Here is a 25685-nt window from a genome sequence, read left to right as displayed (position 1 = left end):
GCCCCGGTCAGGCGGTGCGGGATCGGACGAGGGACGCGAAGACCACCACGTTGTCGGCGTAGCCGGTCTCCCCGCCGACCCAGCGCCCGCCACAGGTGATCAGGCGTAGCCGGGGGCGGCTGAAGTCGCCGAAGACCTCGTCGACGGGCAGCCGCTCCTTGCCGAAGCGCTCGACCGTGTCCACCTCGAAGACCGCCACCGAGCGGTCCGCGCGGGTGATCTCGATGGGGTCGCCCTCCCGCAGGTCCCGCAGCTTGTGGAAGACCGCCGGCCCGGTCGAGGTGTCGACGTGCCCGACGATGACGGCCGGGCCGTACTGCCCGGGGGTCGGGCCCTGGTCGTACCAGCCGGCCTCCTGGGCGCGGGCGGCGTCCGGCACGCCGATGCTGCCGTCCGGGGCGATGCCGACGTCGTGTACGGGCGCCCGGACGTCGATCGGGTCGATGGTGATGTCGACGGGAGGGCTGGCGGGCAGCACCGGGAACTTCTTCGGCGGTGGCCGCAGCCCCGCGATGAACCGGTCCGGCAGCACGCTCACGCCGGCGACCCGCTCCACGGCGAGCATCGCGATGATCAGCACCATCAGCGTCCCGATCACCAGGACCGGGAGCCCGGGGTTCCGGCCGGGAGCCAGCCGGCGACCGGCGGCAACCCAGCGGTGCCGGGGTCGGGCGGGCAGCGGCCCGACCGCCGGGTCGGTGGTGGCGACGCTGGCCGAGACCGTCTCCCCGGCCACCCGCCGCAGCCGGCGGGCGGTGGCGGCCGCGGCCCGGCGGGACGCCTGCAGCGCCCGCCGGGTGGTCGCCCGGACCCGGCCCGGATCGGATCGCCTGACCCGGCCCGGATCGGATCGCCTGGTACGCCTCTGGGAGCGGGCCATGGCGGCGGCGGGTCAGGAACCGGTCCCGGTCCGACGACGGTTGCCGAGGAATCCGAAGCCCACCGCCAGGGCCACCGCGGCGAGGCCGCCCACCAGCAGCACCGAGCCGGTGCCCGTGCCGCCGGCGGTGCCGCCGCCCCCGGTCGCCGGCCCCTTCGTGGGCTGCTCCATGTTCAGCACCGTGAGCGTGGTCGTCGCGGTGTTGCCGTTGTCGCAGCGCAGGTCGACCGGGAAGTCCCCGGGCTGCTTGTTGCCCGGGATCGTGGCCTGGGCGGTCAGGAAACCGTTGTCGGGCCGCAGCACCACCGGTCCCCCGAAGGCGTCGGAGCGTACGGTGGCCTGGCGGTTGTTGGCGTTGTCGCAACTGGCCCGGATCCTGACCCGGGTGCCGGCCTGGGCGCTGTTGGGCACCACCTCGACGAAGGTGTTCTCGCCCGCCCGCGCGGGCGCGATCGTGATCAGGACGAACGCCCCGACCAGGCCCAACACGGACAGGGCGCTGGTCAGGGCACGTGTGAACGCTGTGAACACCGGCATGATCCCCCCTTCCGGTGACGATCACCGGAATCCTCCCCGGGTAACAGCGCCTGCTTTCCCGCTGGCCCCGGGGCAAACCCGGATCGCGGTCAGCGATGGCGGGGGGAGGAGGACAGCGGCGTGACGGGGTGCCAGTCCAGCGGCGTGGACAGGACCATCGTGCTGGACGGCTGGCCGTACGGGGCGAGCCGGTCGATGACGGCCTCGAACTCCCGGATCGACCCGGCCGCCACCTTCAGCATGCTGCACGCGTCGCCCGTGATGCGGTGGATCTCCAGGATCTCCGGCCACCCCGCCACCTCGGGGTCGTGCAGGATGCACCGCGAGCCGTAGCAGGACATCCGGATGAACGCGACCACCGTGCGGCCGGCCCGGGCCAGGTCGACGTGGGCGTGGTAGCCGGTGATGATCCCGGCCTCCTCCAGCCGGCGCACCCGCTCGGCCACGGCCGGCGGCGACAGGTGCACCCGCCGGGACAGCTCGCTGAAGGAGAGGCGCGCGTCGGCCTGCAACTCCCGCAGCAGCGCCCAGTCCATGTCGTCCATGAGGCGACCTTACTTTCTCCAAGCCGAATCGCGCTCGCACCTTCCGCGCCGCAGGTCGGAGGGCGGCAGAGCCGTCGATCCGGCATTCCGTCTGCCCGTTCCACCGCGAGATCATGTCGGTCACCCGGCCCGGCCAGGCCGGCGCACCCCAGCGAGCAGAGGAGGACCGGTGGAGCAGACGGACCTGCGGGAGCCCACCCGGGCGGCGGTACGCCCGGTCACCCCGCGGCAGCGCGCCGCCCGGGCGGCCCGCAACGGCGGGGAGCCGACCCTGGAGTTCGCCGAGCGGGTGCCGTACGACGCGTACGTGCAGGCCAGCACGCTGCACCGGTTGCAGCGACCGCTGAGCGACGACCCGGGCGAGATGTCCTTCCTGATGGTCAGCCAGATCATGGAGCTGTACTTCGGGCTGACCTGCCACGAGCTGCGCGAGACCCAGCGGCTGCTGCGCGTCGACCGGGTGTGGGACGCGCTGGCCCCGCTGCGCCGCGCCGCCCTGCACCTGGAGGCGCTGAACGCCGCCTGGAAGGGGCTGCGCTGGATGACCCCGGCCGACTTCAACCGGTTCCGCAACCTGCTGGGCGAGGGCTCCGGCTTCCAGTCGGCGATGTACCGGCACCTGGAGTTCCTGCTCGGGCTCCGGGACGAGGCGCTGATCCGGCCGTTCCGGCGCCAGGCCGAGGTGCACGCCGAGCTGCGGGCCACCCTGGCCGCGCCGAGCGTCTGGGACGACGTGCTCGCGCTGCTCGCCCGGCACGGCCACGACCTCCCGGCCGACCTGCTGGACCGGGACGTCGCCGTCGAGCACGAGCCGCACGCCGCCGTCGAGACGGCCTGGGTGCGGATCTACGCCGACGCCGGGCCGGACAACCACCTCCGGCTGCTCGGCGAGGCGCTGACCGAGGTCGCCGAGCAGTTCGGCGACTGGCGACAACACCACGTCAAGGCGGTGCAGCGCACAATGGGCGCCAAGGTCGGCAGCGGCGGCTCCGCCGGACTGGCGTGGTTGCAGCGCAGCATGGCCCGGGTGGTCTTCCCCGAGCTGTGGTCGGCCCGGACCGCGATGTGACCGGAGAGCGAGACACCCCATGAACACCCCCGCACCAGACTCTTCCGGGTTCGCCGTCGGCGAGGCCGAGGCGCACCGCCGCGACGCCGCCGACCCCGGGCACCGCCACCTGTTCCACGTGCCGCCGGCCGACGGCGGGCGCTACCCCGAGGCCGCGTACCTGGCCGGCAACTCCCTCGGCCTGCAACCGCGGGCCACCCGTGGGGAGCTGCTCGCCGACCTGGACGCGTGGAGCCGGCTGGGGGTCGAGGGCCACCTGGAGGCGGAGCGCCCCTGGCTGCCGTACCACGAGCTGCTGACGGCGCCCGCCGCGCGACTGGTCGGCGCCGCCCCGGCGGAGGTCGTGGTGATGAACTCCCTGACGGTGAACCTGCACCTGCTGATGGTCAGCTTCTACCGGCCGGCCGGGGCGCGGACCCGGATCGTCATCGAGGACAGCGCCTTCCCCTCGGACAGCTACGCCGTGCGCAGCCAGGCCCGCTTCCACGGCCTGGACCCGGACGCCACCGTCGTCCGGCTGCGCCCCCGCGACGGCGAGGACACCCTGCGCACCGAGGACGTGACCGACTACCTGGCCGCCGAGGGCGACCGGGTGGCGCTGGTGCTGCTCGGCGGGGTCAACTACCTCACCGGCGAGCTGATGGACATCCCCGCGATCACCGCCGCCGGCCGCGCGGCGGGGGCCGTGGTCGGCTGGGACCTGGCGCACGCCGCCGGCAACGTCCCGCTGGCCCTGCACGACTGGGACGTCGACTTCGCCGCCTGGTGCTCCTACAAGTACCTCAACTCCGGGCCTGGCGCGCTGGCCGGCGTGTTCGTGCACGAGCGGCACCTGGGCGACCCCGGGCTGCCGCGCTTCGAGGGCTGGTGGAGCACCGACGCGGCGACCCGGTTCGAGATGACCCCGGTCTCCCGCCCGCCGGCCACCGTGGAGGCGTGGCAGGTCTCCAACCCGCCGATCTTCGCGATGGGTCCGGTGCGGACCTCGCTGGAGCTGTTCGACTCCGTCGGCATGCCGGCGCTGCGCGAGCGCAGCATCCGGCTCACCGGCTACCTGGCCGGACTGCTCGACGGGGTGACCGCGGACCGCCCGCTGACCGTGGTCACCCCGCGCGAGCCCGAGCGGCGGGGCTGCCAGCTCTCGGTGCGGATCGGCGCGGGCAGCGCCGCCGGGCTGGCCAAGCGGCTGCGGCACGAGCACGGCGTCATCGCCGACGCCCGGGAACCGGACATCATCCGGTTCGCCCCGGTGCCGCTCTACTCCACGTACCACGACTGCTGGCGGGTCGCCGACGCGCTGGCCACCACGGTGGAGGTCAAGTCATGACCGAGGAACGGGACGAGATCGCGGTGGTCGGCGCCGGCCTGGCCGGCTGCCTGCTGGCCTGCTTCCTGGCCCGCCGCGGCTACCCGGTGGCGCTCTACGAGCGGCGGCCCGACCCGCGTACCGGCACCGTCGAGCGGGGACGCTCGATCAACCTGGCGCTCTCCGAGCGGGGCCTCGACGCGCTGCGCCGCATCGGCCTCGACGGGCAGGTGCTCGCCGACGCGCTGCCCATGCGCGGCCGGATGGTCCACCCGGTCGACGGGGAGCCGCAGTTCCAGTCGTACAGCGCCTCCGGCGACCGGGCGATCAACTCGATCAGTCGGGGTGCGCTGAACAACGCCCTGCTGGACGCGGCCACCGCCCTGCCCGGGGTGCGGATCGCCTTCGACCACCGGCTGGTCGGGCTCGACCCGGCCACCGGCGAGATGACCTTCGAGACCCCGGCGGGCAAGGTCGCGGCCAGCGCGTCGGTCGTCCTCGGCGCCGACGGCGCCGGCTCGGCGGTGCGCGGGCAGTTGCTGGCGTACGGGCTGTTGACCGAGAGCCTGGACTTCCTCGACTACGGCTACAAGGAGCTGACGATCCCGCCGTTGGGCGGGGACTTCGCCCTCGACCCGGACGCGTTGCACATCTGGCCGCGCGGCACCTCGATGATGATCGCCCTGCCGAACCCGGACCGCTCGTTCACCTGCACGCTCTTCTGGCCCACCCACGGCACCGCCAGCTTCGCCTCGCTGGGCAGCCCCGCGGCGATCGAGCGGCACTTCGCCGAGCACTACCCCGACCTGCCGCCGCTCGCCCCGAACCTCGTCGACGACTACCAGCACAACCCGGTGGGCGTGCTCGGCACCGTGCGCTGCACGCCGTGGCAGGCGGACGGGCGGGTCGGCCTGCTCGGCGACGCGGCGCACGCCATCGTCCCGTTCTACGGCCAGGGCGCCAACTGCGCCTTCGAGGACGTCGTCGAGCTGGACCGCTGCCTGGACGAGTGCGCCGACGACTGGTCCGCGGCGCTGCCGCTGTTCCAGCAGCGGCGGCAGGCCAACGCCGAGGCCATCGCGCGGATGGCGTTGGCCAACTTCGTGGAGATGCGGGACAGGGTGGCCTCCCCGCTGTTCCAGGCCGGCCGGAAGGTCGAACACGCGCTGGAACGGGCGCTGCCGGGCCGGTACGTTTCCCGGTACGAGCTGGTGTCCTTCTCGACCACCCCGTACGCCGAGGTGGTGCGCCGCGTCCGCCGGCAGCACCGGGTGCTCGGGGCGGTCGCCGCCGGCGCGGCGGCGCTGCTGGCCGGCGCGGTCGGCGTGGCGATCAACCGAGGGAGGCGTCGATGACCGTCACCTGGGATCCCCGGCTGATGACCGGGCGGGCGCCCGACGGCCCGGGTCTGCTACGCAACTTCGTCGGCGGCGAGTTCGTCGACGCCGGGCGTCGGTTCACCAAGCGCAGCCCGGTCACCGGCGAGCCGGTCTTCGAGGTCGTGGAGGCCGACCGGGCGCGCGTGGACGACGCCGTCGCCGCCGCGCGGGCGGCGCTGCGCGGGCCGTGGGGCCGGATGGGGGAGCGGGAGCGCGCCGAGGTGCTCCGCCGGGTCGCCGACGAGCTGGAGCGCCGCTTCGACGACCTGGTCACCGCCGAGGTCGCCGACACCGGCAAGGCCATCTCGCAGGCCCGCACCCTGGACATCCCGCGCGGCGCGGCGAACTTCCGCGCCTTCGCCGAGATCGTGGCGACCGCGCCGACCGAGTCGTTCACCACGGTCACCCCGACCGGCGGCCGGGCGCTGAACTACGCCGTTCGCAAGCCGGTCGGCGTGGTCGCGGTGATCGTGCCGTGGAACCTGCCGCTGCTGCTGCTCACCTGGAAGGTCGCCCCGGCCCTGGCCTGCGGCAACGCCGTGGTGGTGAAGCCCAGCGAGGAGACTCCCGCCTCGGCGACCCTGCTCGCCGAGGTGATGGCCGCCGCCGGCGTGCCGGACGGGGTGTTCAACCTGGTGCACGGCTTCGGCCCGGACTCGGCCGGGGAGTTCCTCACCCGCCACCCGGGGGTCGACGCGATCACCTTCACCGGCGAGTCGGCCACCGGCGGCGCGATCATGCGGGCCGCCGCCGACGGCGTGAAGGCCGTCTCCTTCGAGCTGGGCGGCAAGAACGCCGGGCTGGTCTTCGCCGACGCCGACCTCGACGCGGCCGTGGCCGGATCCGTCCGCTCCAGCTTCACCAACGGCGGGCAGGTCTGCCTCTGTACGGAGCGGATCTACGTGCAGCGCCCGGTGTTCGAGGAGTTCACCGCCCGGCTCGCGAAGCGGGCTGGGGAGCTGCCGTACGGCTGGCCGGCCGACGAGGCCACCGTCAACATGCCGTTGATCTCGCACCAGCACCGCGCCAAGGTGCTCGGCCACTACGACCTCGCCCGCGCCGAGGGCGCCGAGGTGCTGGCCGGGGGCGGCACGCCCGCCTTCGGCGACGCCCGCGACGGCGGCGCGTACGTGCAGCCGACGGTGCTGACCGGGCTGGGCCCGGACGCCCGCACCAACACCGAGGAGATCTTCGGCCCGGTGGTGCACGTCGCCCCGTTCGACGACGAGGACGAGGCGTACGCGCTGGCCAACGGCACCGAGTACGGCCTGGCGGCGACGGTCTGGACGCGGGACGTCGGGCGGGCGCACCGGGCCGGGGCCCGGCTCGACGCCGGCATCGTCTGGGTGAACACCTGGTTCCTGCGCGACCTGCGTACCCCGTTCGGCGGGGTGAAGGCGTCCGGGATCGGGCGCGAGGGCGGCGTGCACTCGCTCGACTTCTATTCCGAACTCACCAACGTCTGCGTGGACTTCTCATGATCGATTACGAGGCCGCGGCCCGGGAACTGGTCGAGGCACGGGAGAGCGGCAAGCCCTGCCCGCCGCTGCGCGGGCGGCTGCTGCCCGAGGGGGACGTCACCTCGGCGTACCTCGTCCAGCAGCTCCAGGTGCGACAGTGGTTGCAGCGGGGCCACCGCCGGGTCGGCGCGAAGATCGGGCTGACCTCGCGGGCGGTGCAGGAGGGCCTCGGCGTCTACCAGCCGGACTTCGGCGTGCTGACCGACGCGATGGCGGTGCCGGACGGGGCCGAGGTGGCGATCGACCGGCTGCTCCAGCCCCGGGTGGAGGCGGAGGTCGCCTTCGTGCTCGGCGCGGACCTGCCCGACGAGCGGGTCACCACCGCGGACCTGGTCCGGGCGGTCGACCACGTGCTGCCGGCGATCGAGATCGTCGACTCGCGGGTCGCCGGCTGGGACATCTCCATCGTGGACACCGTCGCCGACAACGCCTCCAGCGGCCTGTTCGTGCTGGGCACCACGCCGCGCCGCCTCGCCGACGTGGACCTGCGGCTGTGCGGAATGGTCCTCGAACACGCGGGGGAGCCGGTGTCGGTCGGCGCGGGCGCGGCCTGCCTGGGCAACCCGCTGCACGCGCTGGAGTGGCTGGCGCAGACGCTGGCCCGCTCCGGCGATCCGCTGCGCGCGGGCGACGTGGTGCTCTCCGGGGCGCTCGGCCCGATGGTGCCGGTGATCCCGGGCGCGGCGTACGAGGCGCGAGTCTCCGGCCTCGGCTCGGTCCGGACGTGTTTCTCGTCCTCTGAGGAGGCGGCATGACTGTCGGGGTGGCGGTGATCGGGTCGGGCAACATCGGCACCGATCTGATGATCAAGGTTCTTCGTCTGAGTGACGGTCTCCGGATGGTGGCGATGGCCGGCATCGACCCGGCCTCCGACGGCCTGGCCCGGGCCCGGCGCCTCGGCGTGGCGACCACCGCCGAGGGCGTCGACGGGCTGGTCGCGATGCCCGAGTTCGCCGACGTCGAGCTGGTCTTCGACGCCACCTCGGCCGGGGCGCACCGGCACAACGACGCGGTGCTGCGGGAGCACGGCCGCACCGTGGTCGACCTGACCCCCGCCGCCATCGGCCCGTACGTCGTGCCCCCGGTCAACCTCGACGAGCACCTGCACGAGCGCAACGTCAACATGGTGACCTGCGGCGGGCAGGCCACCGTGCCGATCGTCGCCGCCGTCGGCCGGGTCACCCCGGTCGCGTACGGGGAGATCGTCGCCTCGATCGCCTCGAAGTCGGCGGGGCCGGGCACCCGGGCGAACATCGACGAGTTCACCGAGACCACCGCCCGGGCGATCGAGGTGGTCGGCGGCGCCGAGCGCGGCAAGGCGATCATCGTGCTCAACCCGGCCGACCCGCCGCTGCTGATGCGGGACACGGTCTACTGCCTCTGCCCGGACGCCGACGCTGACCGCGCCGCGATCGCCGCCTCGGTGGCGCGGATGGTGGCGACCGTCCAGGAGTACGTCCCCGGCTACCGCCTCAAGCAGGACGTGCAGTTCGACCGGGTCGACACGTACGTGCCGTCGCTGGGTCGGCACCTGACCGGGTTGCAGGTCTCCGTCTTCCTGGAGGTCTCCGGCGCCGGGCACTACCTCCCGGCGTACGCCGGGAACCTGGACATCATGACCTCGGCCGCGCTGCGCACCGCGGAGCGGCTGGTGGCCCTGCGCGCGGCGGTGACCGACCGCGACGCCGCCGTGGAGGTGACCGCATGACCGACCTGTACATCCAGGACGTGACGCTGCGCGACGGCATGCACGCCATCGCCCACCGCTACACCGTCGAACAGGTGCGCACCATCGCCGCCGCGCTCGACGCGGCCGGGGTGGCCGCCATCGAGGTGGCGCACGGCGACGGGCTCGCCGGCTCCAGCGTCAACTACGGCCACGGCGCGGCCAGCGACGCCGAGTGGATCTCGGCGGCGGCCGAGGTGCTGACGACCGCGAAGCTGACCACCCTGCTGCTGCCCGGCATCGGCACCATCGCCGACCTGAGGGCGGCGAAGGCGCTCGGGGTGACCAGCGTGCGGATCGCCACCCACTGCACCGAGGCGGACATCTCCGCCCAGCACATCTCCTGGGCCCGCGAGAACGGCATGGACGTCTCCGGCTTCCTGATGATGTCGCACATGAACGATCCGGCCGGGCTCGCCGCCCAGGCCAGACTGATGGAGTCGTACGGGGCACACTGCGTCTACGTCACCGACTCCGGTGGCCGGCTGCTGATGTCCGACGTGGCCGAGCGGGTCGACGCGTACCGGCAGGTGCTGGAGCCGGCGACGCAGATCGGCATCCACGCCCACCACAACCTGTCGCTCGGGGTGGCCAACAGTGTGGTCGCGGTCGAGCACGGGCGGATCCTCGGCGACGGCCCGCTCGGCGCGCCGCACGGCCGGACGGTGCGGGTGGACGCCTCACTGGCCGGGCAGGGCGCCGGTGCCGGCAACGCGCCGCTGGAGGTCTTCGTCGCCGTCGCCGAGCTGCACGGCTGGAAGCACGGCTGCGACGTCTTCGCGCTGATGGACGCCGCCGACGACGTCGTCCGGCCGCTGCAGGACCGGCCCGTGCAGGTCGACCGGGAGACGCTCTCGCTGGGGTACGCCGGGGTCTACTCCAGCTTCCTGCGGCACGCCGAGCGCGCCTCGGACAAGTACGGCGTGGACGTCCGGTCGATCCTGGTCGAGCTGGGCCGGCGCCGGATGGTCGGCGGGCAGGAGGACATGATCGTGGACGTGGCGCTGGACCTTGCCGGCAAGGAGGAATCGCTGTGAGCGCGAGGAGTGAGCCGGTTCTGCGAGCCCCGCAGTCGCGAACGGAGGTGGCACGGTGAGCGCGAGGAGTGAGCCGGTTCTGCGAGCCCCGCAGTCGCGAACGGAGGTGGCACGGTGAGCGCGAGGAGTGAGCCGGTTTTGCGAGCCCCGCAGTCGCGAACGGAGGTGGCACGGTGATCGGCCCGGACACGGCGGGGATCGCCGAGCGGTTGGGCGCGGCGGCCGACACCGCCACCGCGATCCCGCAACTGGCGGCCGAGGCCGGCCTGGACGTCGACGCCGCGTACGCGGTGCAGACCGCGCTGCTCCAGCGCCGGCTGGGCCGGGGCGAGCGGCTGGTAGGGCTGAAGATGGGCCTGACCAGCAAGGCGAAGATGGCCCAGGTCGGCGTGGACGAGGTGATCTGGGGCCGGCTCACCGACACGATGCGGGTGCCCGACGGCGGCACGGTCGAGGTCGGCGACTACATCCATCCCCGGGCCGAGCCGGAGGTGGCGTTCCTGCTGGACCGGCTCCCCGAGCCCGGCGAGCCGGTCGGCGACTTCACCGACGCGGTCCGGGCGGTCGCCCCGGCGATCGAGCTGATCGACTCCCGGTACGCGAACTTCACCTTCTCGCTGCCGGACGTGGTCGCCGACAACGCGTCGGCCGCCGCGTTCGTGGTCGGGCCGTGGTGCCCGGTGCCGGACGGGCTGGACAACCTGGGCGTGCTGCTGGAGGTCGACGGGCGGGTGGCCCAGGTCGGCTCGACCGCGGCGATCCTCGGTGACCCGCGCCGGGCGTTGGACGAGGGGATCCGCCTCGCGGGTCGGCACGGGGTGCGCCTCCGCGAGGGCTGGGTGTTCCTGGCCGGCGCGGCCACCGCCGCCGTGCCGCTGCGTCCCGGTGCCCACGTCCGGGCCGTCGTGGAGAAGCTCGGCACGGCGTCGCTGCGGGCTTCGTCGTGATCGGCGTCGGGGGTTCCGGGCAGCCCACCCGGCTCCGGGCGGTCAGGCTTGATCCCTGCGCCGGGCGGGCTGCCCGGAACCCCGTCGTGGTCGTTGCTCGCGCGTCGGTTCCGGTTGGTGCGTCATGAGCGGCGAGGCGCGCGTGGTGGCGGGGAAGGCCGTGCCGCGGGGGGCGTTTCCGCACGTCAAGGTGGCGGGCGGGTTCGTCTTCGTCTCCGGTACGTCGTCGCGGCGGCCGGACAACACCTTCGCCGGCGTCGAGGTGGACGAGTTCGGCACCACCAACCTCGACATCCGGGTGCAGACCCGGGCGGTGATCGAGAACATCCGGGACCTGTTGCGTTCGGTCGGCGCGGACCTGTCCGACCTCGTGCAGGTCACCACCTATCTGGTCAACATGAACGACTTCGGTGGCTACAACGAGGTCTGGGCGGAGTTCTTCGACGCGACCGGCCCGACCCGCACGACGGTCGCCGTGCACCAGTTGCCGCACCCGCACCTGCTCATCGAGATTCAGGCCGTGGCCCTTCTTCCCGCAGGAGGTCAGTCGTGAGTGAGATCGCCGAGCCGTTCAGCTTTCCGGGCTGGATTGCCGAGAACCAGCACCTGCTCAAGCCGCCGGTGGGCAACAAGGAGATGTTGCCGGGCAGCGACGACTTCATCGTCATGGTGGTGGGCGGGCCCAACCAGCGCACCGACTTCCACGTCGACCCGTACGAGGAGTTCTTCTACCAGGTCAAGGGCAACATGCACGTCAACCTGATGACCCCGGAGGGGCCGCGGACGGTGCACATCCGCGAGGGTCAGATGTGGATGCTGCCGCGCAACACGCCGCACTCGCCGCAGCGGCCGGAGGCCGGCTCGATCGGGATGGTCATCGAGCGGGTCCGCGAGGAGGGCACGCTGGAGAGGTTCCAGTGGTACTGCCCGGAGTGCAGCCACAAGGTGCACGAGGTCGAGTTGCAGGTCCGCGACATCGCCGCCGACCTGCCCCCGGTCTTCCAGGCGTTCTACGCCGACGAGAAGGCGCGCACCTGCGACAACTGCGGCGCGCTGCACCCGGGCAAGGGCTGATGGCGGTTCCCGCCGAGGGCCTGCCGGGGCAGGCGCGGTTCCCGGTGGTCGACGTGCACACGCACGTCGTACCGAGGGGGTGGCCGGACCTGGCCGCGGCGTGCGGCGGGTCCGGCTGGCCCTGGCTGCGGGTCGACTCCGAGCGCGCCGCCATGATCATGGTGGGGGAGACGGAGTTCCGGCCGGTCGGCGCGGAGTGCTGGGACGCGCCGACGCGGGTCGGCGACATGGCGGCGGACGGCGTCGACGTGCAGGTCGTCTCGCCCACCCCGGTCTTCTTCGGCTACGACCGCCCCGCCGACCAGGCCGCGAAGGTCGCGCGGATCTTCAACGACCTCACCCTGGAGGTCACGGCCGCCGGCGGCGACCGGCTGGTGCCGTTCTGCCAGGTGCCGTTGCAGGACGCGGACGCCGCCTGCGCCGAGCTGGACCGCTGCCTCGCGGCCGGGCACGCGGGCGTGGAGATCGGCAACCACGTCGGCGACCGCGACCTCGACGACGCCGGGATCGTGCAGTTCCTGACCCACTGCGCCGAGGTCGGCGCGCCGGTCTTCGTGCACCCGTGGGACATGCCGGGCGGCCCCCGGCTGGACCGCTGGATGGCCCGCTGGCTCACCGGCATGCCCGCCGAGACGCACCTGTCGGTGCTGGCGCTGATCCTCGGCGGCGTCTTCGACAAGGTGCCCGACACGCTGCGGATCTGCTTCGCCCACGGCGGCGGCAGCTTCCCGTTCTGGCTGGGCCGCGCCGACAACGCCTGGCACCGCCGGGGCGATCTGGTACGCGGATCCTCCGCCGCCCCGCCCAGTTCCTATGTCGACCGGTTCCGCGTCGACTCGGTCGTCTTCTCCGGGCCGGCGCTGCGGCTGCTGGTCGACACGATGGGCGCCGACCGGGTGCTGCTCGGCAGCGACTACCCGTACCCGCTGGGGGAGCGGCCGGTCGGGCGGGTGGTGCGCGAGGCGGACTTCCTCACCGACGACCAGCGCGCCAAGCTGCTCGGCGGCAACGCGCTGAGCTTCCTCGGCCGGTAACGGGACGGGGCAGGAGTGCCGTACGTCGCACGGGCGCGTTCGGCGAGGGACCGGCCGGTTCCGTCGTGCCGGGGGACATGGGCCCCTCGCCGGGCCGGCCGGTCGTGTCGTCCGGCAAAGCGGCGGCCGGACCAGGCAGGATGACGGGATGGCCGAGCCGCACGACCTGACCGCGCTGGAGCAGGCCGCCGCGATCGCCCGCGGCGAGCTGTCCAGCGTCGAGCTGGTCGAGCACCACCTCACCCGGGTCGACGCGCTCGGCGACACGGTCGGCGCGTTCGTCACGGTCACGCCGGAGCTGGCCCGCGCGGCGGCCCGCGCCGCCGACGCCGCGCCCGCCGGGGAACGCGGCCCGCTGCACGGCGTCCCGACGGCGATCAAGGACCTCACCCTCACCGCCGGGGTGCGCACCACCTTCGGCTCGGCCGCGTTCGCCGACTTCGTGCCGCCCGTCGACGCCGACGTGGTCCGGTTCATGCGCGCGGCCGGGCTGGTCAGCCTGGGCAAGACCACCACCTCCGAGCTGGGCTGCTCGCTCTACTCCGAGGGGCTGGTCGCCCCGCCGGCCCGCAACCCGTGGGACCTGGCGTACACCGCCGGGGGCTCCAGCGGCGGGGCGGCGGCGGCCGTCGCGGCCGGGCTGGTGCCCGTCGCCCAGGGCTCCGACGGCGGCGGCTCGCTGCGCATCCCGGCGTCGCTGTGCGGGCTGGTCGGCTACAAGCCGAGCCGGGGCCTGGTCCCCGGCGGCCCCGTCGGGTTCGGCGCCTACGGCCTGCCGACCAACGGGCCGGTCGGGCGGACGGTCGCCGACGTGGCGGCCCTGCTCGACGTGCTGGCCCAGCCGGTGCCCGGCGAGCCCTACCTGGCGCCCGCCCCGCCGGCCGGCGGCTTCCTCGCCGCGGCCCGGGCAGCGGAGCCCGGTCGGCTGCGGGTGGGCCGGTTCACCGCCCCGATGCTCGCCGACGAACCGGTCCACCCCGACTGCGTCGCCGCCGTGGACCGGGCCACCGCGCTCCTCACCGCTGCCGGGCACGAGGTGGTCGACGTCCCGGCGCCGTTCGGGCCCGCGGTGTGGCCGCTGTTCGAGATCGTCTGGTACGTGCTGGCGCTCGCGCCCGTGCCGCCGGAGCGGGAGGGCGACCTGCTGCCGCTGACCCGCCACCTGCGCGCTCGGGGTGCGGAGGTCTCCGCCGGCACCCTCACCGCCACGCTCGGCGAGCTCCAGGCGCAGGTGCGCCTCGGTGTCCGGCGCACCGCCGGGTGCGACCTGCTGCTCTGCCCGACGCTCGCCGCGCCCCAAGCCCCGGTGGGCTGGTTCGCCGAGGGCGGCGACCCGGCGGAGGATTTCGACCGGCAACGCCGGTTCTCGCCGTACTGCGCCGTCTTCAACGTCACCGGCGATCCGTCGGTTTCGCTGCCGGTCGGCGTCACCGCCGAGGGCCTGCCCGTGGGCGTCCTGCTCACCGGCCGGTACGGCGACGACGCGAGGTTGGTCGCCACCGCTGCGCAACTGGAGAACTCCAGTGGCGGGTGGGAACGCCACCCCGCAATCTGGCGGGCCGTCGGCTCCGCTAACGTGAATGGCAGCGGAGTCGGGCGGTCGGCACCATGATCGTCCACCCGACCCGGATGTTCGAGGTCTCTTCTTCCGCCTGGGGGCGTTGGGATTGTCTGTAACCGAGACGTTGCTGGTCTTCGTCGGCATCCCGGCGGCCGCGGTGCTGGTGATCGCCGGCCTGGCGTACGCCGGTAGCCGTGGTGGCGGTGGTGGCGGCGACAAGCGCTACCGGCCGGGCCGGCCCTTCGACTTCACTCCGGTCTGGTTCCTGGGCCGTCCGGAGCAGCTGGCCGACTCGGCCGGCACCGCCCTGGCAGCGGGCGCGCAGGCGCCGGCGCTGACCAGCCGCAAGCAGGAGCAGGCCGGCATCGAGGCGCCGGCCGGTGGAACCGGAGGCGCAAGTGACCGTTGGTGAGAAGCAGGTCGGGACGGGGAATCCGCCCGAGGTGCTGGACGGGCCGTTCACGACCCGACAGCTGCTGCGCATCGACGAGGCCCTGCGCCTGGCCGACCAGGGCACCGGCCTGGTCTTCTCGGTGTTCGTCGGCGGCCTCGACGAGCCGATCCGGGAGCACGCCGAGCGGCTGCACCGCCAGCTCGCCGAGCCGGACCGGTCGGTGCTGATCGCGGTGTCGCCGAACCAGCGCCAGCTGGAGATCGTCACCGGCCGGCACGCCCGCAAGCGCATCCCGGACACGTACGCCCGGCTCGCCGCCCTGTCCATGGTGGCGGCCTTCGGCGGCGGCGACCTGACCGGCGGCATCATCAACGGCCTCGACCAGCTCGCCAGCCACGCCGGCAAGGGCTGAGCGCCCCCGTTCACACCGAAGCCCGGTCCGCCAGTGCGGACCGGGCTTCGTCGTGAGCGGGCCCGGGACCCGCACGACACAGGCCGGGGCCGGCGCGGGTCTCCCCACGCCGGCCCCGGCCTGTCGGACCTGCTCAGGCGCTCCGGGCGTCCCTGGCGCGGGCCTTGAGGGCCCGGACGACGCCGTCGCGGCCCTCGGCGACCAGCCGGCGCAGCGGGGCCGGGTGCCCGTCGGCGGCCAGCCACGCGTCGGTCGCCGCCACGGTCTCGTCCTCCACCAGGTACGTCGGGTACGCCAGCTGCGCGAACTCCTGCGCCGGCTCGCTGTCCCGGCTGGCCCACACCTGGCCCACCGCGGCGAAGTACTTCTCCCGGTACGGCGCGGTCAGCTCGACCTGCGCCGCGTGGGTGAAGCCCTGCAGCAGCGCCCGGTGCCGCCAGTTCGGCAGCGCCTCCGGCCCGGTCAGCTCCGCCCAGACGGCGGCCTTGTTCTCCGCCGTCGGCACCAGCGCGTGCGCGTGCGCCGCCTCCCGGTCGCCGCTGGCCGTCCGGTCGGTGGCCAGCTCGGCCTCGATCTCGGCGGGACCGGCCGCGCCGTTCGCGACCAGCGCGTCCAGCACCGTCCAGCGCAGCTCGGTGTCGACGGTCAGCCCGGCGGGGACGCCGCTGCCGGCCAGCCAGCCGCGCAGGGTCGCCAGGTCCTCGGCGGAGCGGGCCGCCGAGGCGTACGCCCGGGCCCAGGCGAGCTGGAAGCCGCTGCCCGGCTCGGCGGCGGCTAACGCGGTGCGGGCGGTGCGGGCCAGCTCCGCCCAGCCGGTCGGCGCCCAGGCCGGGTCGGCGTAGACGGTGAGCGTCGTGGTGGCCTGCCGCAGCGTCGCGGTGACCAGGTTGATGTCGGTCTCGGCGGGCAGCCCGGCCAGCACCAGCGCCACGTAGTCGCGGGCGGCCAGCTCGGCGTCCCGGGTCATGTCCCAGGCGGCCGTCCAGCAGAGCGCGCGGGCCAGCGACGACTCGAGCCCGGCGATGTGCTGCACCACGGTGGCCATCGACCGCTCGTCCAGCCGCAGCTTGGTGTAGGTGAGGTCGTCGTCGTTGAGCAGCAGCACGTCGGCGGCGCGCACGCCGCGCAGCTCGGCCAGCTCCGTCCGCTCGCCGGTCACGTCGACCTCGAGGCGCTCGCGGCGGACCAGCCGGCCGTCGGTCAGGTCGTAGAGGCCGACCCCGATCCGGTGCGTGCGCAGCGTCGGGTACCCGGCCGGCGCCTCCTGGCGCACCACGACGTTCTCGTAGGCGCCGTCTGTCCCGATGGTCACCTCCGGCCGCAGCGTGTTGACCTGCGCGGTCTCCAACCACTGCGCGGCGAACTTGCGCAGCTCCCGGCCGGAGGCGGCCTCCAGTTCGGTGAGCAGGTCGTCGAAGGTGGCGTTGCCCCACGCGTGCTTGCCGAAGTACGCCCGCAGACCGGCCAGGAACGGCTCCTCGCCCACGTACGCGACCAGTTGCTTGAGCACGCTGGCGCCCTTGGCGTAGGTGATCCCGTCGAAGTTGACCTCGACGGCCTCCAGGTCCGGCATCTCGCAGTAGACCGGGTGGGTGGAGGAGAGCTGGTCCTGCCGGTAGCCCCAGTTCTTGCGGATGGAGAGGAAGGTCGTCCACGCCTCGCGGAACCGGGTCGCGTGGGTGTTGCACCAGTGGCTGGCCCACTCGGCGAACGACTCGTTCAGCCACAGGTCGTTCCACCAGCGCATGGTGACCAGGTCGCCGAACCACATGTGGGCCAGCTCGTGCAGGATCGTGTTGGCCCGCTGCTCGTACTCGAAGTCGGTCACCTGCGAGCGGAAGATGTAGTGCGCCTCGGCGTGCGTGACGCAGCCGAAGTTCTCCATCGCGCCGGCGTTGAAGTCGGGCACCCAGAGCTGGTCGTACTTGGGCAGCGGGTAGCGGACGCCGAACTGCTCGTGGAAGAAGTCGAAGCCCTGCTTGGTGATCAGGAAGAGGTCGTCCGAGTCCATGTACTGCGCCATGGAGGCGCGGCAGTACGCCCCCAGGTCGATGCCGTCGTGGCTGTCCCGCACCTCGTGGTACGGCCCGGCGCAGAGCGCGGTGATGTAGGTGCTCATCCGCGCGGAGGTGGCGAAGTGCACCGTCTTGAGGCCCTCGCCCGCCGGCTCCTCGCGCTCCACCGGCATGTTCGAGACCACCTTCCAGTGGTCCGGGACGGTGGCGTGCCAGGTGTAGACGCTCTTCAGGTCGGGCTGGTCGAAGCAGGCGAAGACCCGCTGCGCGTCCGCCGTCTCGAACTGGCTGTAGAGGTAGGTCTCGCCGTCGACCGGGTCGACCGTGCGGTGCAGGCCCTGCCCGCTGTTCGAGTACGCGAAGTCCGCGTCGACCACCAGCGTGTTCTCGCTGCCCAGCCCGGACAGCGTCAGACCCTTCTCCGCCGACCAGCCGCCGAGGTCGACCGGGGCGCCGTTCAGCGTCGCCGACCGCACCGAGTCGGCGGCCACCTCGATGAAGGTGCTCGACCCCGGCTCGGCGCACCGGAACCGGATCTCGGTGGTGGATCGGAAGGTGCGACCCTCGGCCGCCTGGACGGCGGTCGAGAGGTCCAGACTGATGTCGTACCCGGTCACGTCGAGCAGGCGGGCCCGCTCGGTGGCCTCGACCTGCGTCAGGTTGCGCACTCCCGGCACTGTTCGTCTCCATCCCGTCTCGCCGTACGCCTCGTTGGCGCCGTCACCGACCGCTCGTGACGGCCGGATTCGAGTCTTCCATGCACGAACACCCCGCGGTGGGCGAGGTCACGCTCTCATTCCGGTGCCGGTCGATGGCCGGCGGGGTGAAGATCGGGGAAGGCGCCGAAGGCGGCGCCACCTGTCGTGAAGGGACCCACCGTGAGCGAGCGTGTCGCCGTAGACATGTGGTTCGACCCCATCTGCCCGTGGGCGTGGATCACCTCCCGCTGGCTGCTGGAGGTCGAGCAGGTCCGGGACGTGGACATCCGCTTCCACGTGATGAGCCTGTCGGTGCTGAACGAGGGCCGGGAGGTGCCCGAGAAGTACCAGGAGCTGATGCGCACGGGCTGGGGCCCGGTGCGGGTCTGCATCGCGGCCGAGCAGCGGTACGGCCAGGAGGCCGTCCGGAAGCTCTACACCGCGCTGGGCACCCGGATCCACCTCGGGCAGGAGAAGCTCTCGCCGGAGCTGTTCGCGGCCGCGCTGGCCGACGCCGGGCTCGACCCGGCGCTGGCCGAAGCCGCCGAGAGCGCCGGTTACGACGAGGCGCTGCGGGCCAGCCACGAGGCCGGCATGCGCCCGGTCGGCACCGACGTCGGCACCCCGGTGATCCACGCGCCCGGCCCGGACGGCGGCACGGTCGCCTTCTTCGGCCCGGTGGTCACCCCGCGCCCGAAGGGTGAGGCGGCGGGTCGGCTCTGGGACGGTGTCCTGCTGGTCGCCGGCACCCCGGGCTTCTACGAGCTCAAGCGCTCCCGCGAGCTCGGCCCCATCTTCGACTGACCTCCACGGCCCGCGAGCCGTGCGCCGACCGGACCGGGCGCACGGCTCGCGGGGCCGGGTGCCGCCGGTCCGGCGCCGGGTGCCGGCGTGCGCGTTGCGGCCGGGTGCCGATGTGCGCGTTGCGGCGGGGTGCCGACGTGGCGCCGCGGCCCGGCGAAGCCGGGGCCCGGCGGGGCGCGGTCCCCGGCGTCACCGGGGGGCCGGCGGACTCGTTCTCTTCGGTGTCCGCCGCAGCGACCCGCAGGGCCGCACCCCGCAGCTCGTGGAGGCAATCCCGATGGCCAAGCACCGTGCTTCCGGTGACGATCCGCTGACCGGGGAGGAGGTGACCGAGGGCCCGGAGGCGGCGTACTGGTCGGTCGACGACTCCCGCTGGCCGGCGGTCCGCCCCGACCTTCCCGCACACATGGCGGACCTGCTCGCCCCGCCGATCGTGGTCGGCGTCGCCCGCGTGCCGGCCACCTCCCGACTCACCCCGCCGGCCGAGCACCGGCGGAACGCGCCGGCCGACCACCGGCTCGGCCCGCCGGCCGAGCAGCGACGCAACGCCCCGACCGAGCAGCGACGCAACGCCCCGGCCGAGCACCGGCCGGCGTCGGTGGCCGGGCCGCGGACGATCGTGCCCGCCGCGCCGGGCGGGTCGGGTCGGCGACCGGCGGGCGTTCCCGCGTCGGCCGGCCGGCACCGCCTGCCGGCGAAGTAGCCACCGGCGGGCGCGGACACGGCCTGCCGGCGGCGTGGCCGCCGCACCACCCGAAGCGGTGGCCCCGGCACGGCCGCTCTTTCATCTGGTGGACGCCGCGCGGGTCCCGTCACGCCGGCAGTCGCGTCGCCGGTAGCGTGGTCGCACATGACGGTCGTGCATCCGATCGCCCGGGCCTGGATCACCACTGGCGGCACCGGCGCGCAGAACTACGACGAGTTCGCCGACGACGCGGAGATCACCGCGATCATCGAGGCGAACCCGCACAGTGCCCTCGGCATCGAGATGCCGCACCGGGCGCCGGAGAGCCTGGGGAAGTCCTTCCTCGACGCCCTGCCGGACGCGGTGACCCGCCTCGCCGAGGCCAAGGCCGACGGCAGCTACACCCCGGCCGAGCAGGTCGTGGTCCTCTACCGGATCAGCGCGCCGGGGGAGGAGACGGCGTACGGGCTCTGGGCCATGACCGACACCGACCAGATCTCCACCCGGGCCGACGAGCCCGGTCTGGTCATCCGCAACGAGGACGTCTTCATCGCCAAGGTGCGGGAGCGGGTGGCGCTGGCCGAGGCGCTGGGTCACCTCCTCTCGCCCGTACTGCTGCTGCAGACCGGGCGCGGCGACGAGCTGCACGCCGCGCTCACGGCGGCGACCGACGCGGCCGGGGCGCCCGCGGCGACCGACACCGACCAGGCCGGACGCACCCACGCCATCTGGCTGCTCGGCCCCGGCCCGGAGCAGGACGAGCTGACCGCGCTCGCGGGCGGCGGGGAGCTGGTCGTGGCGGACGGCAACCACCGCAGCCTGGCCGCGCAGACCGGCGGGCTGCCGCGCTTCCTGTCGGTGATCACGACGCCGGCGTCGGTGGCGATCCAGCCCTACAACCGGCTGGTCAGCGAGCTGACCACCACCGCCGACGAGCTGCTCGACCGGCTCCGCGCCGCCGGCGCGGAGGTCGCCCCGATCGACGGACCGGTCGAGGTCCCGGCGGCCGGCGGCACCGTCCACCTCCGCCTCCCCGACCGGGGGTACGCCGTCACCCTGCCGCAGGTGGGCGGCGGCCGGCTGGAGAACCTGGACCACGCGCTGGTCGAGCGGCTGCTGCTGCGCGACGCCCTCGGGCTCGACCCGGGCGACAAGCGGATCACCTACGTCGGCGGCGACTACCCGGCGAGCTGGCTGACCGGGGAGGTCGACGCGGGTCGGGCCGAGCTGGCCGTCCTGATCGCCCCGGTGACCGTGGACGACTTCGTGGCCGTCAACCTGGCGCGGGAGAAGATGCCGCGCAAGAGCACCTGGTTCACCCCGAAGGCGCGCGGCGGCCTGGTGGTCGCCGAGTTGTCCCGCTGAGTTGTGACGAATCCGCCCCGGGGCGCCGCCCGCGCGGCGTCCCGGGCGCGCGCCCTGACAGACTGCGCGGTATGCGCGTCTACCTGGGATCCGACCACGCCGGTTTCGAGCTGAAGGTGCACCTGGTCAACCACCTGACCAAGGAGGGGTACGACGTCGTCGACGTCGGCCCGCACGCCTACGACCCGGACGACGACTACCCGGCCTTCTGCCTGCACACGGGTGACCGGGTGGTGGCGGACGCCGGCAGCCTCGGGGTGGTCATCGGCGGCTCCGGCAACGGCGAGCAGATCGCCGCGAACAAGGTGACCGGGGTCCGCGCGGCCCTCGCCTGGAGCATCGAGACCGCCCAGCTCGCCCGCGAGCACAACGACGCGAACATCGTCGCGGTCGGCGCGCGCCAGCACACCCTGGACGAGGCGACGGCCATCGTCGAGGCGTTCCTGACCACTCCGTTCTCCGGCAACGAGCGGCACGCCCGCCGGATCGGCCAGATGGCCGACTACGAGCGCACCCGCCAACTGCCCGCCCTTCCCTGACCCGCCGCCTCCCACCTGCGCCATCCCTGCCCGGCGCACCTGACGGCGCCTGTCCCGGATCCTGGTGCGGAGCGGCCCCCGTGGGGTCGCCTCCGTACCAGGATCGCCGGGCGGCGCGGGTCGGCGTCAGTTGCGGTTCGGCGTCAGCGGCGGGGAAGGTCCTCGCGGGGCGTCCAGTTCCGGCGGATGACCACCACGCGTTCCTCGGCCGCGGCCAGGTCCTCGTCGGTCGGCTGGGCGGCGTCGCGGGCCCGCATCGCGGCCGTCACGCTCACCTGGGACGAGCCGGAGCCGACCAGGCCGCGCAGGCCGCGCTCCCCCTCGTCGCCCGGGCCGCCCCGGCGACCGCGCGAGGGCTCGGCGCCGCCGTCGTGCACGCCCGGGGTCGTGGCCTGCGGTCCCTCGGGCGGGCCCGGGTCGCCGCCCGAGTGCCGTAGCCGGCGGCGCCGTCGCTCCACGTCCCCCATCAGCCGACCGTACCGCCCGAGGCCCACCGCCGCCGGCCCGCCCGCGCCGGTGGCCTGGTGGTCAGAACACGTCCATGCCGGCGGGGGCCCGGTGCCAGCCGAAGGCCGGACCTGCGGCGGCCAACGCGCCGGGACGCAGCTCGCGTACCCGGCCGGCGGCGGCGAGCGCGGCCAGTCCGGCGCCACCCAGGTACAGCTCGCCGAGGCAGCGCACGTCGCAGGCCAGCTCGGCCGGCCGGTCCGTCGGCGCGCACCCGGCCCGCCCCGGCCCGCCGCTCAGGTGCCAGCGGCCGGCGTTCTCCGGGAGCAGCTCGTCGGTGACCTCGATCACCACGTCCACCCCGGTCGCGTAGCGGCGGGCGGCGAGCGCGGCGGGCACGTCCACCACCCGCAGCCAGAGCGCGTCGACCAGTTGTGCGCCCAGCCGGCGCGGCTCGTTGACCAGCCGCAGCAGCGGCTCGTCCACCGCGCCCGCCCCGAAGGAGAGCTGCCCGGCCAGGTCGAGCGAGAGCAGCATCCGCCACATCGCCGCGTACGCCGCCGGGGTGGCGGCCACCACCTCGTCGACCGTGGTGATCCCGTTCGGCCCGACGCTCTCCCAGTTCGCGCGCGTACGGAAGAGCCCGTACCCGTCCACGCCGTCCGGCCCCTCGTGCAGCACCGCCCGGCGCTCGGTGGCGCCGCCCCGCCGGTCGGCCGGGTCGCCCAGCACGTACCGCCACCACGCCTCGTCGCGGCTGGACCAGCCGGGACGCTCGGGGCGCACCCGGTCGTACACCCCGGCCAGCTCGGCCCGGCAGTCGGCAGGCGCGGCCAGGCGCAGCCGGCCCTCCGCGGGCGTACGGTCCGGCATCCGCAGCGCGACGGTGGCGCACTGGACGGAGAGCCGCTGGGCGGCCAGGCCGTAGCCGAAGCGGGGGTAGATGCCGCCCTCGCTGGCCCACAGCACCGCCACCGGTTCCCGGCCCTCGTCGCGCACCTGCCGCAGCTGTCGCACCATGAGCTGGGTGAGCAGTCCCCGGCGTCGGTGGGTGGGTGCGACGCCCACCCCGCTGACGTGGGCGGCCGGCACCCGTGCGCCCGGCACGGTGAGTTCCCGGGTGAACGCCCGTGCGGTCGCCACCGCCTCGCCGCCGTCCCGGATCAGCAGCGTGCGCTCGGGCTCGAAGAGCGCCCGCTCGATCTCGTGCGCCTCGGGGTCGGCCGGGGCGTGGAAGAGGTGGCCGAGCAGCCGGGCCAGCTCGTCGAAGTCATCGGCGCGGGCGGTCCCGGCCGCGAGTGGGGGTTTCGTCACGCCGCTGTGTCTAGCCGATCGGTGCGGGCTCGGCGACCGATTTGCCGGCTGGCTACCCTCGAAGCCGGACGGTGGCCGGTGGTCGCCGTCGGTCCAGGGAGGGACGAGATGGCCGACCAGACACAGCCGTGGGCCGAGCGAACCGTCGAGGTGCCGCCGCAGCCCGGTGTCGGGGTGCCGCCGCAGCGCGACGCGTACCGGCGGGGGGTGGCCTCGGTCGGGCAGCCCCGGGCTCCGCGCACCGAACCGTTCCCCGTGGTCGGGCAGGAGCCGACCGGCACGGGCTGGCCCGACGGGCCGGCGCCGCGGCGCCCGCTGAGCTGGCACGTCGCGCAGCTCAAGCGCGGCGGCGAGTGGAGCGCCGCCGGGGCGCTCTTCGCGTTCGTCTGCTGGGGGATCTGGGCGATCTCGGGCGGCGGCGACCTGGCCGGGCCGCTGCTGATCTTCGTGCTGAGCCTGCTGGTGGCGGCCGGTCTCTTCGCGTTGGCCCGGCTGCTCGGCCGCGTGGTGCTGGAGCGGCAGCTGGGCCGGGTGCGCCGCAGCGCGCGCGGGGCGCACCTGGTCACGGCGGTCTTCCTGGCCGGCCTCGGCATCGCCTACCTGCAGCAGACCGAGTGGGTCGTGTCGGCCTGGAACTGGATCACCGGGAACTGACCGGACCGCGGGCATCACCCGGGACTGACCGGAGAAACCGCATCACCCCGGGACTGACCGCACGCCCGGGCGGGTCGGCGTCCGCCGCCCGCCCGCGCGCCCGGTCGCGTGTCGCGACCCCGGTCGTTCTCCACTCCACCAGGTCGGCCGCTGCTTACCCGGCGGGTCGCGGTTCATCCGCGCCCGGGCCGGCCTGACCCGGCGGTCAGTGCTTGCCGCCGTGGCCCTCCGCGTCCGCCTTCGGGGAGGCCACCCGGGCGGCCGGGTCCTCGACGCCGGGCTGCCCGCCGTCCGGCGCAACCATCCCGTCGTAGTTGTAGATCGTGCCGTCCTCGCCGTGCTGCCTGGTGGTGCGGATGTAGCGGTGCATCATGCCGTCGATCTCCACCTCCACGAGGGCGTCGCCGCCCGCGTCGATGGTGCTGCCGTCCCGGGGGCCGCCGACCAGGTGTGCCTTCGTGTTCGTGTCCATGGGGCTGCGGTACCCGGGCGGTCCCGACGCAAAACGGGCGGTCTCCCGCGGGGAGGTCGCCGCCCGGTGCGCGGCGGTATGACCGACGCGGGATGGGCCCGAACATTGCCGATCATCGATATATGTCCATAGGATCCCGCCATCGGATGCCGGCGCGTCGACCCCCGCGCGCCGCGAAGCTCGGGGAGGCTCCCATGGTCCGTTGGCGCAGACTCATCGGCCGGTTGGCCGCCGCGTTGGTGGCGGTCACCGCCGGCTCGTTCGTCCTGGCCGTTCCGGCCGGTGCCAGGCCCGCGTCGGACGTGACTCCGTACGTCGTCGGCGGCACCCTCGCCGCACAGGGCGAGTTCCCCTTCATGGTCCGGCTCTCGATGGGCTGCGGCGGCTCCCTCTACAGCCCCCGGCTGGTGTTGACCGCCGCGCACTGCGTCGGCGGGACCGGTGCGAACACCAGCATCACCGCCACCCTCGGCGTGGTGGACCTCCAGTCGTCGAGCCGGATCCAGGTGCGGTCCAACTACGTCTACCGGGCGCCCGGCTACAACGGCAACGGCAAGGACTGGGCCCTGATCCGGCTGGCCACCCCGGTGACCACGCTGCCCACGCTCAAGATCGCCACCAGCACCGCGTACGACAACGGCACCTTCACGGTCGCCGGGTGGGGTGCCACCCAGGAGGGCGGCGCGCAGCAGCGCTACCTGCGCAAGGCGACCGTGCCGTTCGTCAGCGACGCCACCTGCAACTCCTACTACGGTGGCCAGATCATCCCGAGCGAGGAGATCTGCGCGGGCTACGCCAGCGGCGGGGTCGACACCTGCCAGGGCGACTCGGGCGGCCCGATGTTCCGGCGGGACGCGACCAACGCCTGGATCCAGGTCGGGATCACGAGCTGGGGCAACGGCTGCGCCCGGCCCAACTACCCCGGCGTCTACACCCAGGTGAGCACCTTCGCCCCGGCGATCGCCTCGGCGGCGGCGAGCCTCGGCGGCTAGTCGCGGGAACGATGTGCGGGGACCCGGCCGGCCCGTCCGGCCGGGTCCCCGCGCGTGTCCGCCCTCGCGACGCCGACTACCGGGCGTGATCCGCCCTGCCCGATCGGGTGACGAGAGCGTGCCGCGCGGCCCCGTCCCGGCCCCGGCCGCCCGAGCGGCGGCGGGTGCGGAATCGTCGTGCCCGGCCGGCGGGGTCCGGAGGATCGGCTGGTCGCGGGCCGGTTTCCCGGGCGGTCGCGCGTCCGGGGGGCGCGGCGACCGCCGCCGACGCAGGCAAGT

At 74.2% G+C, this 25685-nt stretch carries 27 protein-coding genes; 20 read left to right on the top strand and 7 right to left on the bottom strand.

Translation table 11 applies throughout. The features are described 5' to 3' along the window. Window positions 1-7 precede the first annotated feature (7 nt). The 3 genes from ACZ6Q9_RS03765 to ACZ6Q9_RS03755 form a co-directional block, all read right to left on the bottom strand. Window positions 8-880, bottom strand: coding sequence for a class F sortase (locus tag ACZ6Q9_RS03765; RefSeq protein WP_396827637.1), 873 nt, complete (start codon window positions 878-880; stop codon window positions 8-10). Window positions 881-892: 12 nt separating this feature from the next. Further along, window positions 893-1369: a hypothetical protein gene (locus ACZ6Q9_RS03760; protein ID WP_357695731.1), complete on the bottom strand. Its 477-nt coding sequence runs from the start codon at window positions 1367-1369 to the stop codon at window positions 893-895. A gap of 137 nt (window positions 1370-1506) precedes the next feature. Then, complete coding sequence (locus ACZ6Q9_RS03755) at window positions 1507-1962, bottom strand: Lrp/AsnC family transcriptional regulator (RefSeq protein WP_396827636.1); 456 nt, start codon at window positions 1960-1962, stop codon at window positions 1507-1509. Window positions 1963-2131: 169 nt separating this feature from the next. On the opposite strand from ACZ6Q9_RS03755, the gene ACZ6Q9_RS03750 reads away from it, so the two are divergent. From ACZ6Q9_RS03750 to ACZ6Q9_RS03685, 14 genes are all read left to right on the top strand, one after another. Further along, window positions 2132-3031 carry a tryptophan 2,3-dioxygenase gene (locus tag ACZ6Q9_RS03750; protein ID WP_396827634.1) on the top strand — a complete coding sequence of 300 codons (900 nt, stop codon included), beginning with the start codon at window positions 2132-2134 and terminating at the stop codon, window positions 3029-3031. A gap of 19 nt (window positions 3032-3050) precedes the next feature. Beyond that, window positions 3051-4358 (top strand): kynureninase, encoded by a 1308-nt coding sequence (gene kynU / locus ACZ6Q9_RS03745; RefSeq protein WP_393260742.1) that lies wholly within the window; start codon window positions 3051-3053, stop codon window positions 4356-4358. Then, entirely contained in the window at window positions 4355-5692 is a 1338-nt protein-coding gene (locus ACZ6Q9_RS03740; RefSeq protein ID WP_393260739.1) for an FAD-dependent oxidoreductase, read from the top strand. Before kynU ends, ACZ6Q9_RS03740 begins: the two co-directional genes overlap by 4 nt. A 23-nt stretch (window positions 5693-5715) precedes the next feature. Further along, window positions 5716-7197, top strand: a complete 1482-nt coding sequence (locus ACZ6Q9_RS03735; RefSeq protein WP_393261635.1) for a 2-hydroxymuconic semialdehyde dehydrogenase — start codon at window positions 5716-5718, stop codon at window positions 7195-7197. After that, a complete protein-coding gene (locus tag ACZ6Q9_RS03730; RefSeq protein ID WP_396827631.1) occupies window positions 7194-7991 on the top strand; it encodes a 2-keto-4-pentenoate hydratase in 798 nt (265 codons plus the stop codon). Before ACZ6Q9_RS03735 ends, ACZ6Q9_RS03730 begins: the two co-directional genes overlap by 4 nt. After that, entirely contained in the window at window positions 7988-8944 is a 957-nt protein-coding gene (locus ACZ6Q9_RS03725) for an acetaldehyde dehydrogenase (acetylating) (RefSeq protein ID WP_393451363.1), read from the top strand. The genes ACZ6Q9_RS03730 and ACZ6Q9_RS03725 overlap by 4 nt, the downstream gene beginning before the upstream one ends. Further along, window positions 8941-9999: a 4-hydroxy-2-oxovalerate aldolase gene (gene dmpG / locus ACZ6Q9_RS03720; protein WP_396827629.1), complete on the top strand. Its 1059-nt coding sequence runs from the start codon at window positions 8941-8943 to the stop codon at window positions 9997-9999. The genes ACZ6Q9_RS03725 and dmpG overlap by 4 nt, the downstream gene beginning before the upstream one ends. A gap of 173 nt (window positions 10000-10172) precedes the next feature. Next, window positions 10173-10946, top strand: coding sequence for a 2-keto-4-pentenoate hydratase (locus ACZ6Q9_RS03715; RefSeq protein WP_396827627.1), 774 nt, complete (start codon window positions 10173-10175; stop codon window positions 10944-10946). A 124-nt stretch (window positions 10947-11070) separates the two neighbouring features. Further along, window positions 11071-11499 (top strand): RidA family protein, encoded by a 429-nt coding sequence (locus tag ACZ6Q9_RS03710; protein WP_396827625.1) that lies wholly within the window; start codon window positions 11071-11073, stop codon window positions 11497-11499. After that, window positions 11496-12020: a 3-hydroxyanthranilate 3,4-dioxygenase gene (locus ACZ6Q9_RS03705; RefSeq protein ID WP_350708470.1), complete on the top strand. Its 525-nt coding sequence runs from the start codon at window positions 11496-11498 to the stop codon at window positions 12018-12020. Before ACZ6Q9_RS03710 ends, ACZ6Q9_RS03705 begins: the two co-directional genes overlap by 4 nt. After that, complete coding sequence (locus tag ACZ6Q9_RS03700; protein WP_396827622.1) at window positions 12020-13054, top strand: amidohydrolase family protein; 1035 nt, start codon at window positions 12020-12022, stop codon at window positions 13052-13054. Before ACZ6Q9_RS03705 ends, ACZ6Q9_RS03700 begins: the two co-directional genes overlap by 1 nt. Before the next feature lie 148 nt (window positions 13055-13202). Continuing rightward, entirely contained in the window at window positions 13203-14666 is a 1464-nt protein-coding gene (locus ACZ6Q9_RS03695) for an amidase (protein WP_393260727.1), read from the top strand. 49 nt (window positions 14667-14715) lie between these two features. Then, entirely contained in the window at window positions 14716-15027 is a 312-nt protein-coding gene (ctaJ, locus tag ACZ6Q9_RS03690; protein WP_466016085.1) for an aa3-type cytochrome oxidase subunit CtaJ, read from the top strand. Then, window positions 15014-15421, top strand: coding sequence for a DUF5130 family protein (locus ACZ6Q9_RS03685; RefSeq protein WP_393260725.1), 408 nt, complete (start codon window positions 15014-15016; stop codon window positions 15419-15421). The genes ctaJ and ACZ6Q9_RS03685 overlap by 14 nt, the downstream gene beginning before the upstream one ends. Window positions 15422-15554: 133 nt before the next feature. Here the strand turns inward: ACZ6Q9_RS03685 and pepN are convergent, their stop codons facing one another. Beyond that, entirely contained in the window at window positions 15555-18104 is a 2550-nt protein-coding gene (gene pepN, locus ACZ6Q9_RS03680; protein WP_393260723.1) for an aminopeptidase N, read from the bottom strand. A 210-nt stretch (window positions 18105-18314) separates the two neighbouring features. On the opposite strand from pepN, the gene ACZ6Q9_RS03675 reads away from it, so the two are divergent. From ACZ6Q9_RS03675 to ACZ6Q9_RS03660, 4 genes are all read left to right on the top strand, one after another. Then, complete coding sequence (locus ACZ6Q9_RS03675) at window positions 18315-18938, top strand: mycothiol-dependent nitroreductase Rv2466c family protein (RefSeq protein WP_396827620.1); 624 nt, start codon at window positions 18315-18317, stop codon at window positions 18936-18938. Between the two features lie 277 nt (window positions 18939-19215). Next, window positions 19216-19641 (top strand): hypothetical protein, encoded by a 426-nt coding sequence (locus ACZ6Q9_RS03670; RefSeq protein WP_396827618.1) that lies wholly within the window; start codon window positions 19216-19218, stop codon window positions 19639-19641. A 147-nt stretch (window positions 19642-19788) separates the two neighbouring features. Beyond that, on the top strand, window positions 19789-20988 hold the full coding sequence (locus ACZ6Q9_RS03665) for a DUF1015 family protein (RefSeq protein WP_396827617.1): 1200 nt from the start codon (window positions 19789-19791) through the stop codon (window positions 20986-20988). Between the two features lie 71 nt (window positions 20989-21059). Then, the gene (locus ACZ6Q9_RS03660) at window positions 21060-21527 is read left to right on the top strand and encodes a ribose-5-phosphate isomerase (RefSeq protein ID WP_350708454.1); all 468 of its coding nucleotides are present in this window, start codon (window positions 21060-21062) and stop codon (window positions 21525-21527) included. A gap of 143 nt (window positions 21528-21670) precedes the next feature. Here the strand turns inward: ACZ6Q9_RS03660 and ACZ6Q9_RS03655 are convergent, their stop codons facing one another. Continuing rightward, window positions 21671-21994, bottom strand: a complete 324-nt coding sequence (locus tag ACZ6Q9_RS03655; RefSeq protein WP_393260712.1) for a hypothetical protein — start codon at window positions 21992-21994, stop codon at window positions 21671-21673. Between the two features lie 61 nt (window positions 21995-22055). Continuing rightward, entirely contained in the window at window positions 22056-23288 is a 1233-nt protein-coding gene (locus ACZ6Q9_RS03650; protein ID WP_396827614.1) for a GNAT family N-acetyltransferase, read from the bottom strand. A 108-nt stretch (window positions 23289-23396) separates the two neighbouring features. Between ACZ6Q9_RS03650 and ACZ6Q9_RS03645 the strand changes: the two genes are divergently transcribed. Next, window positions 23397-23942 (top strand): hypothetical protein, encoded by a 546-nt coding sequence (locus ACZ6Q9_RS03645; protein ID WP_393451388.1) that lies wholly within the window; start codon window positions 23397-23399, stop codon window positions 23940-23942. A 205-nt stretch (window positions 23943-24147) separates the two neighbouring features. On the opposite strand, the gene ACZ6Q9_RS03640 is transcribed toward ACZ6Q9_RS03645, so the two are convergent. After that, a complete protein-coding gene (locus ACZ6Q9_RS03640) occupies window positions 24148-24414 on the bottom strand; it encodes a hypothetical protein (RefSeq protein WP_393260704.1) in 267 nt (88 codons plus the stop codon). Window positions 24415-24608: 194 nt separating this feature from the next. Here ACZ6Q9_RS03640 and ACZ6Q9_RS03635 point away from each other — a divergent pair, with 194 nt between their 5' ends. Beyond that, window positions 24609-25406, top strand: coding sequence for a S1 family peptidase (locus tag ACZ6Q9_RS03635; protein ID WP_393451391.1), 798 nt, complete (start codon window positions 24609-24611; stop codon window positions 25404-25406). Window positions 25407-25685: the final 279 nt, after the last annotated feature.

This window comes from Micromonospora sp. NPDC049139, from assembly GCF_055586845.1.
The sequence above is the reverse complement of the archived record's forward strand: the minus strand, read 5'-3'. Positions and strand labels throughout refer to the sequence as shown.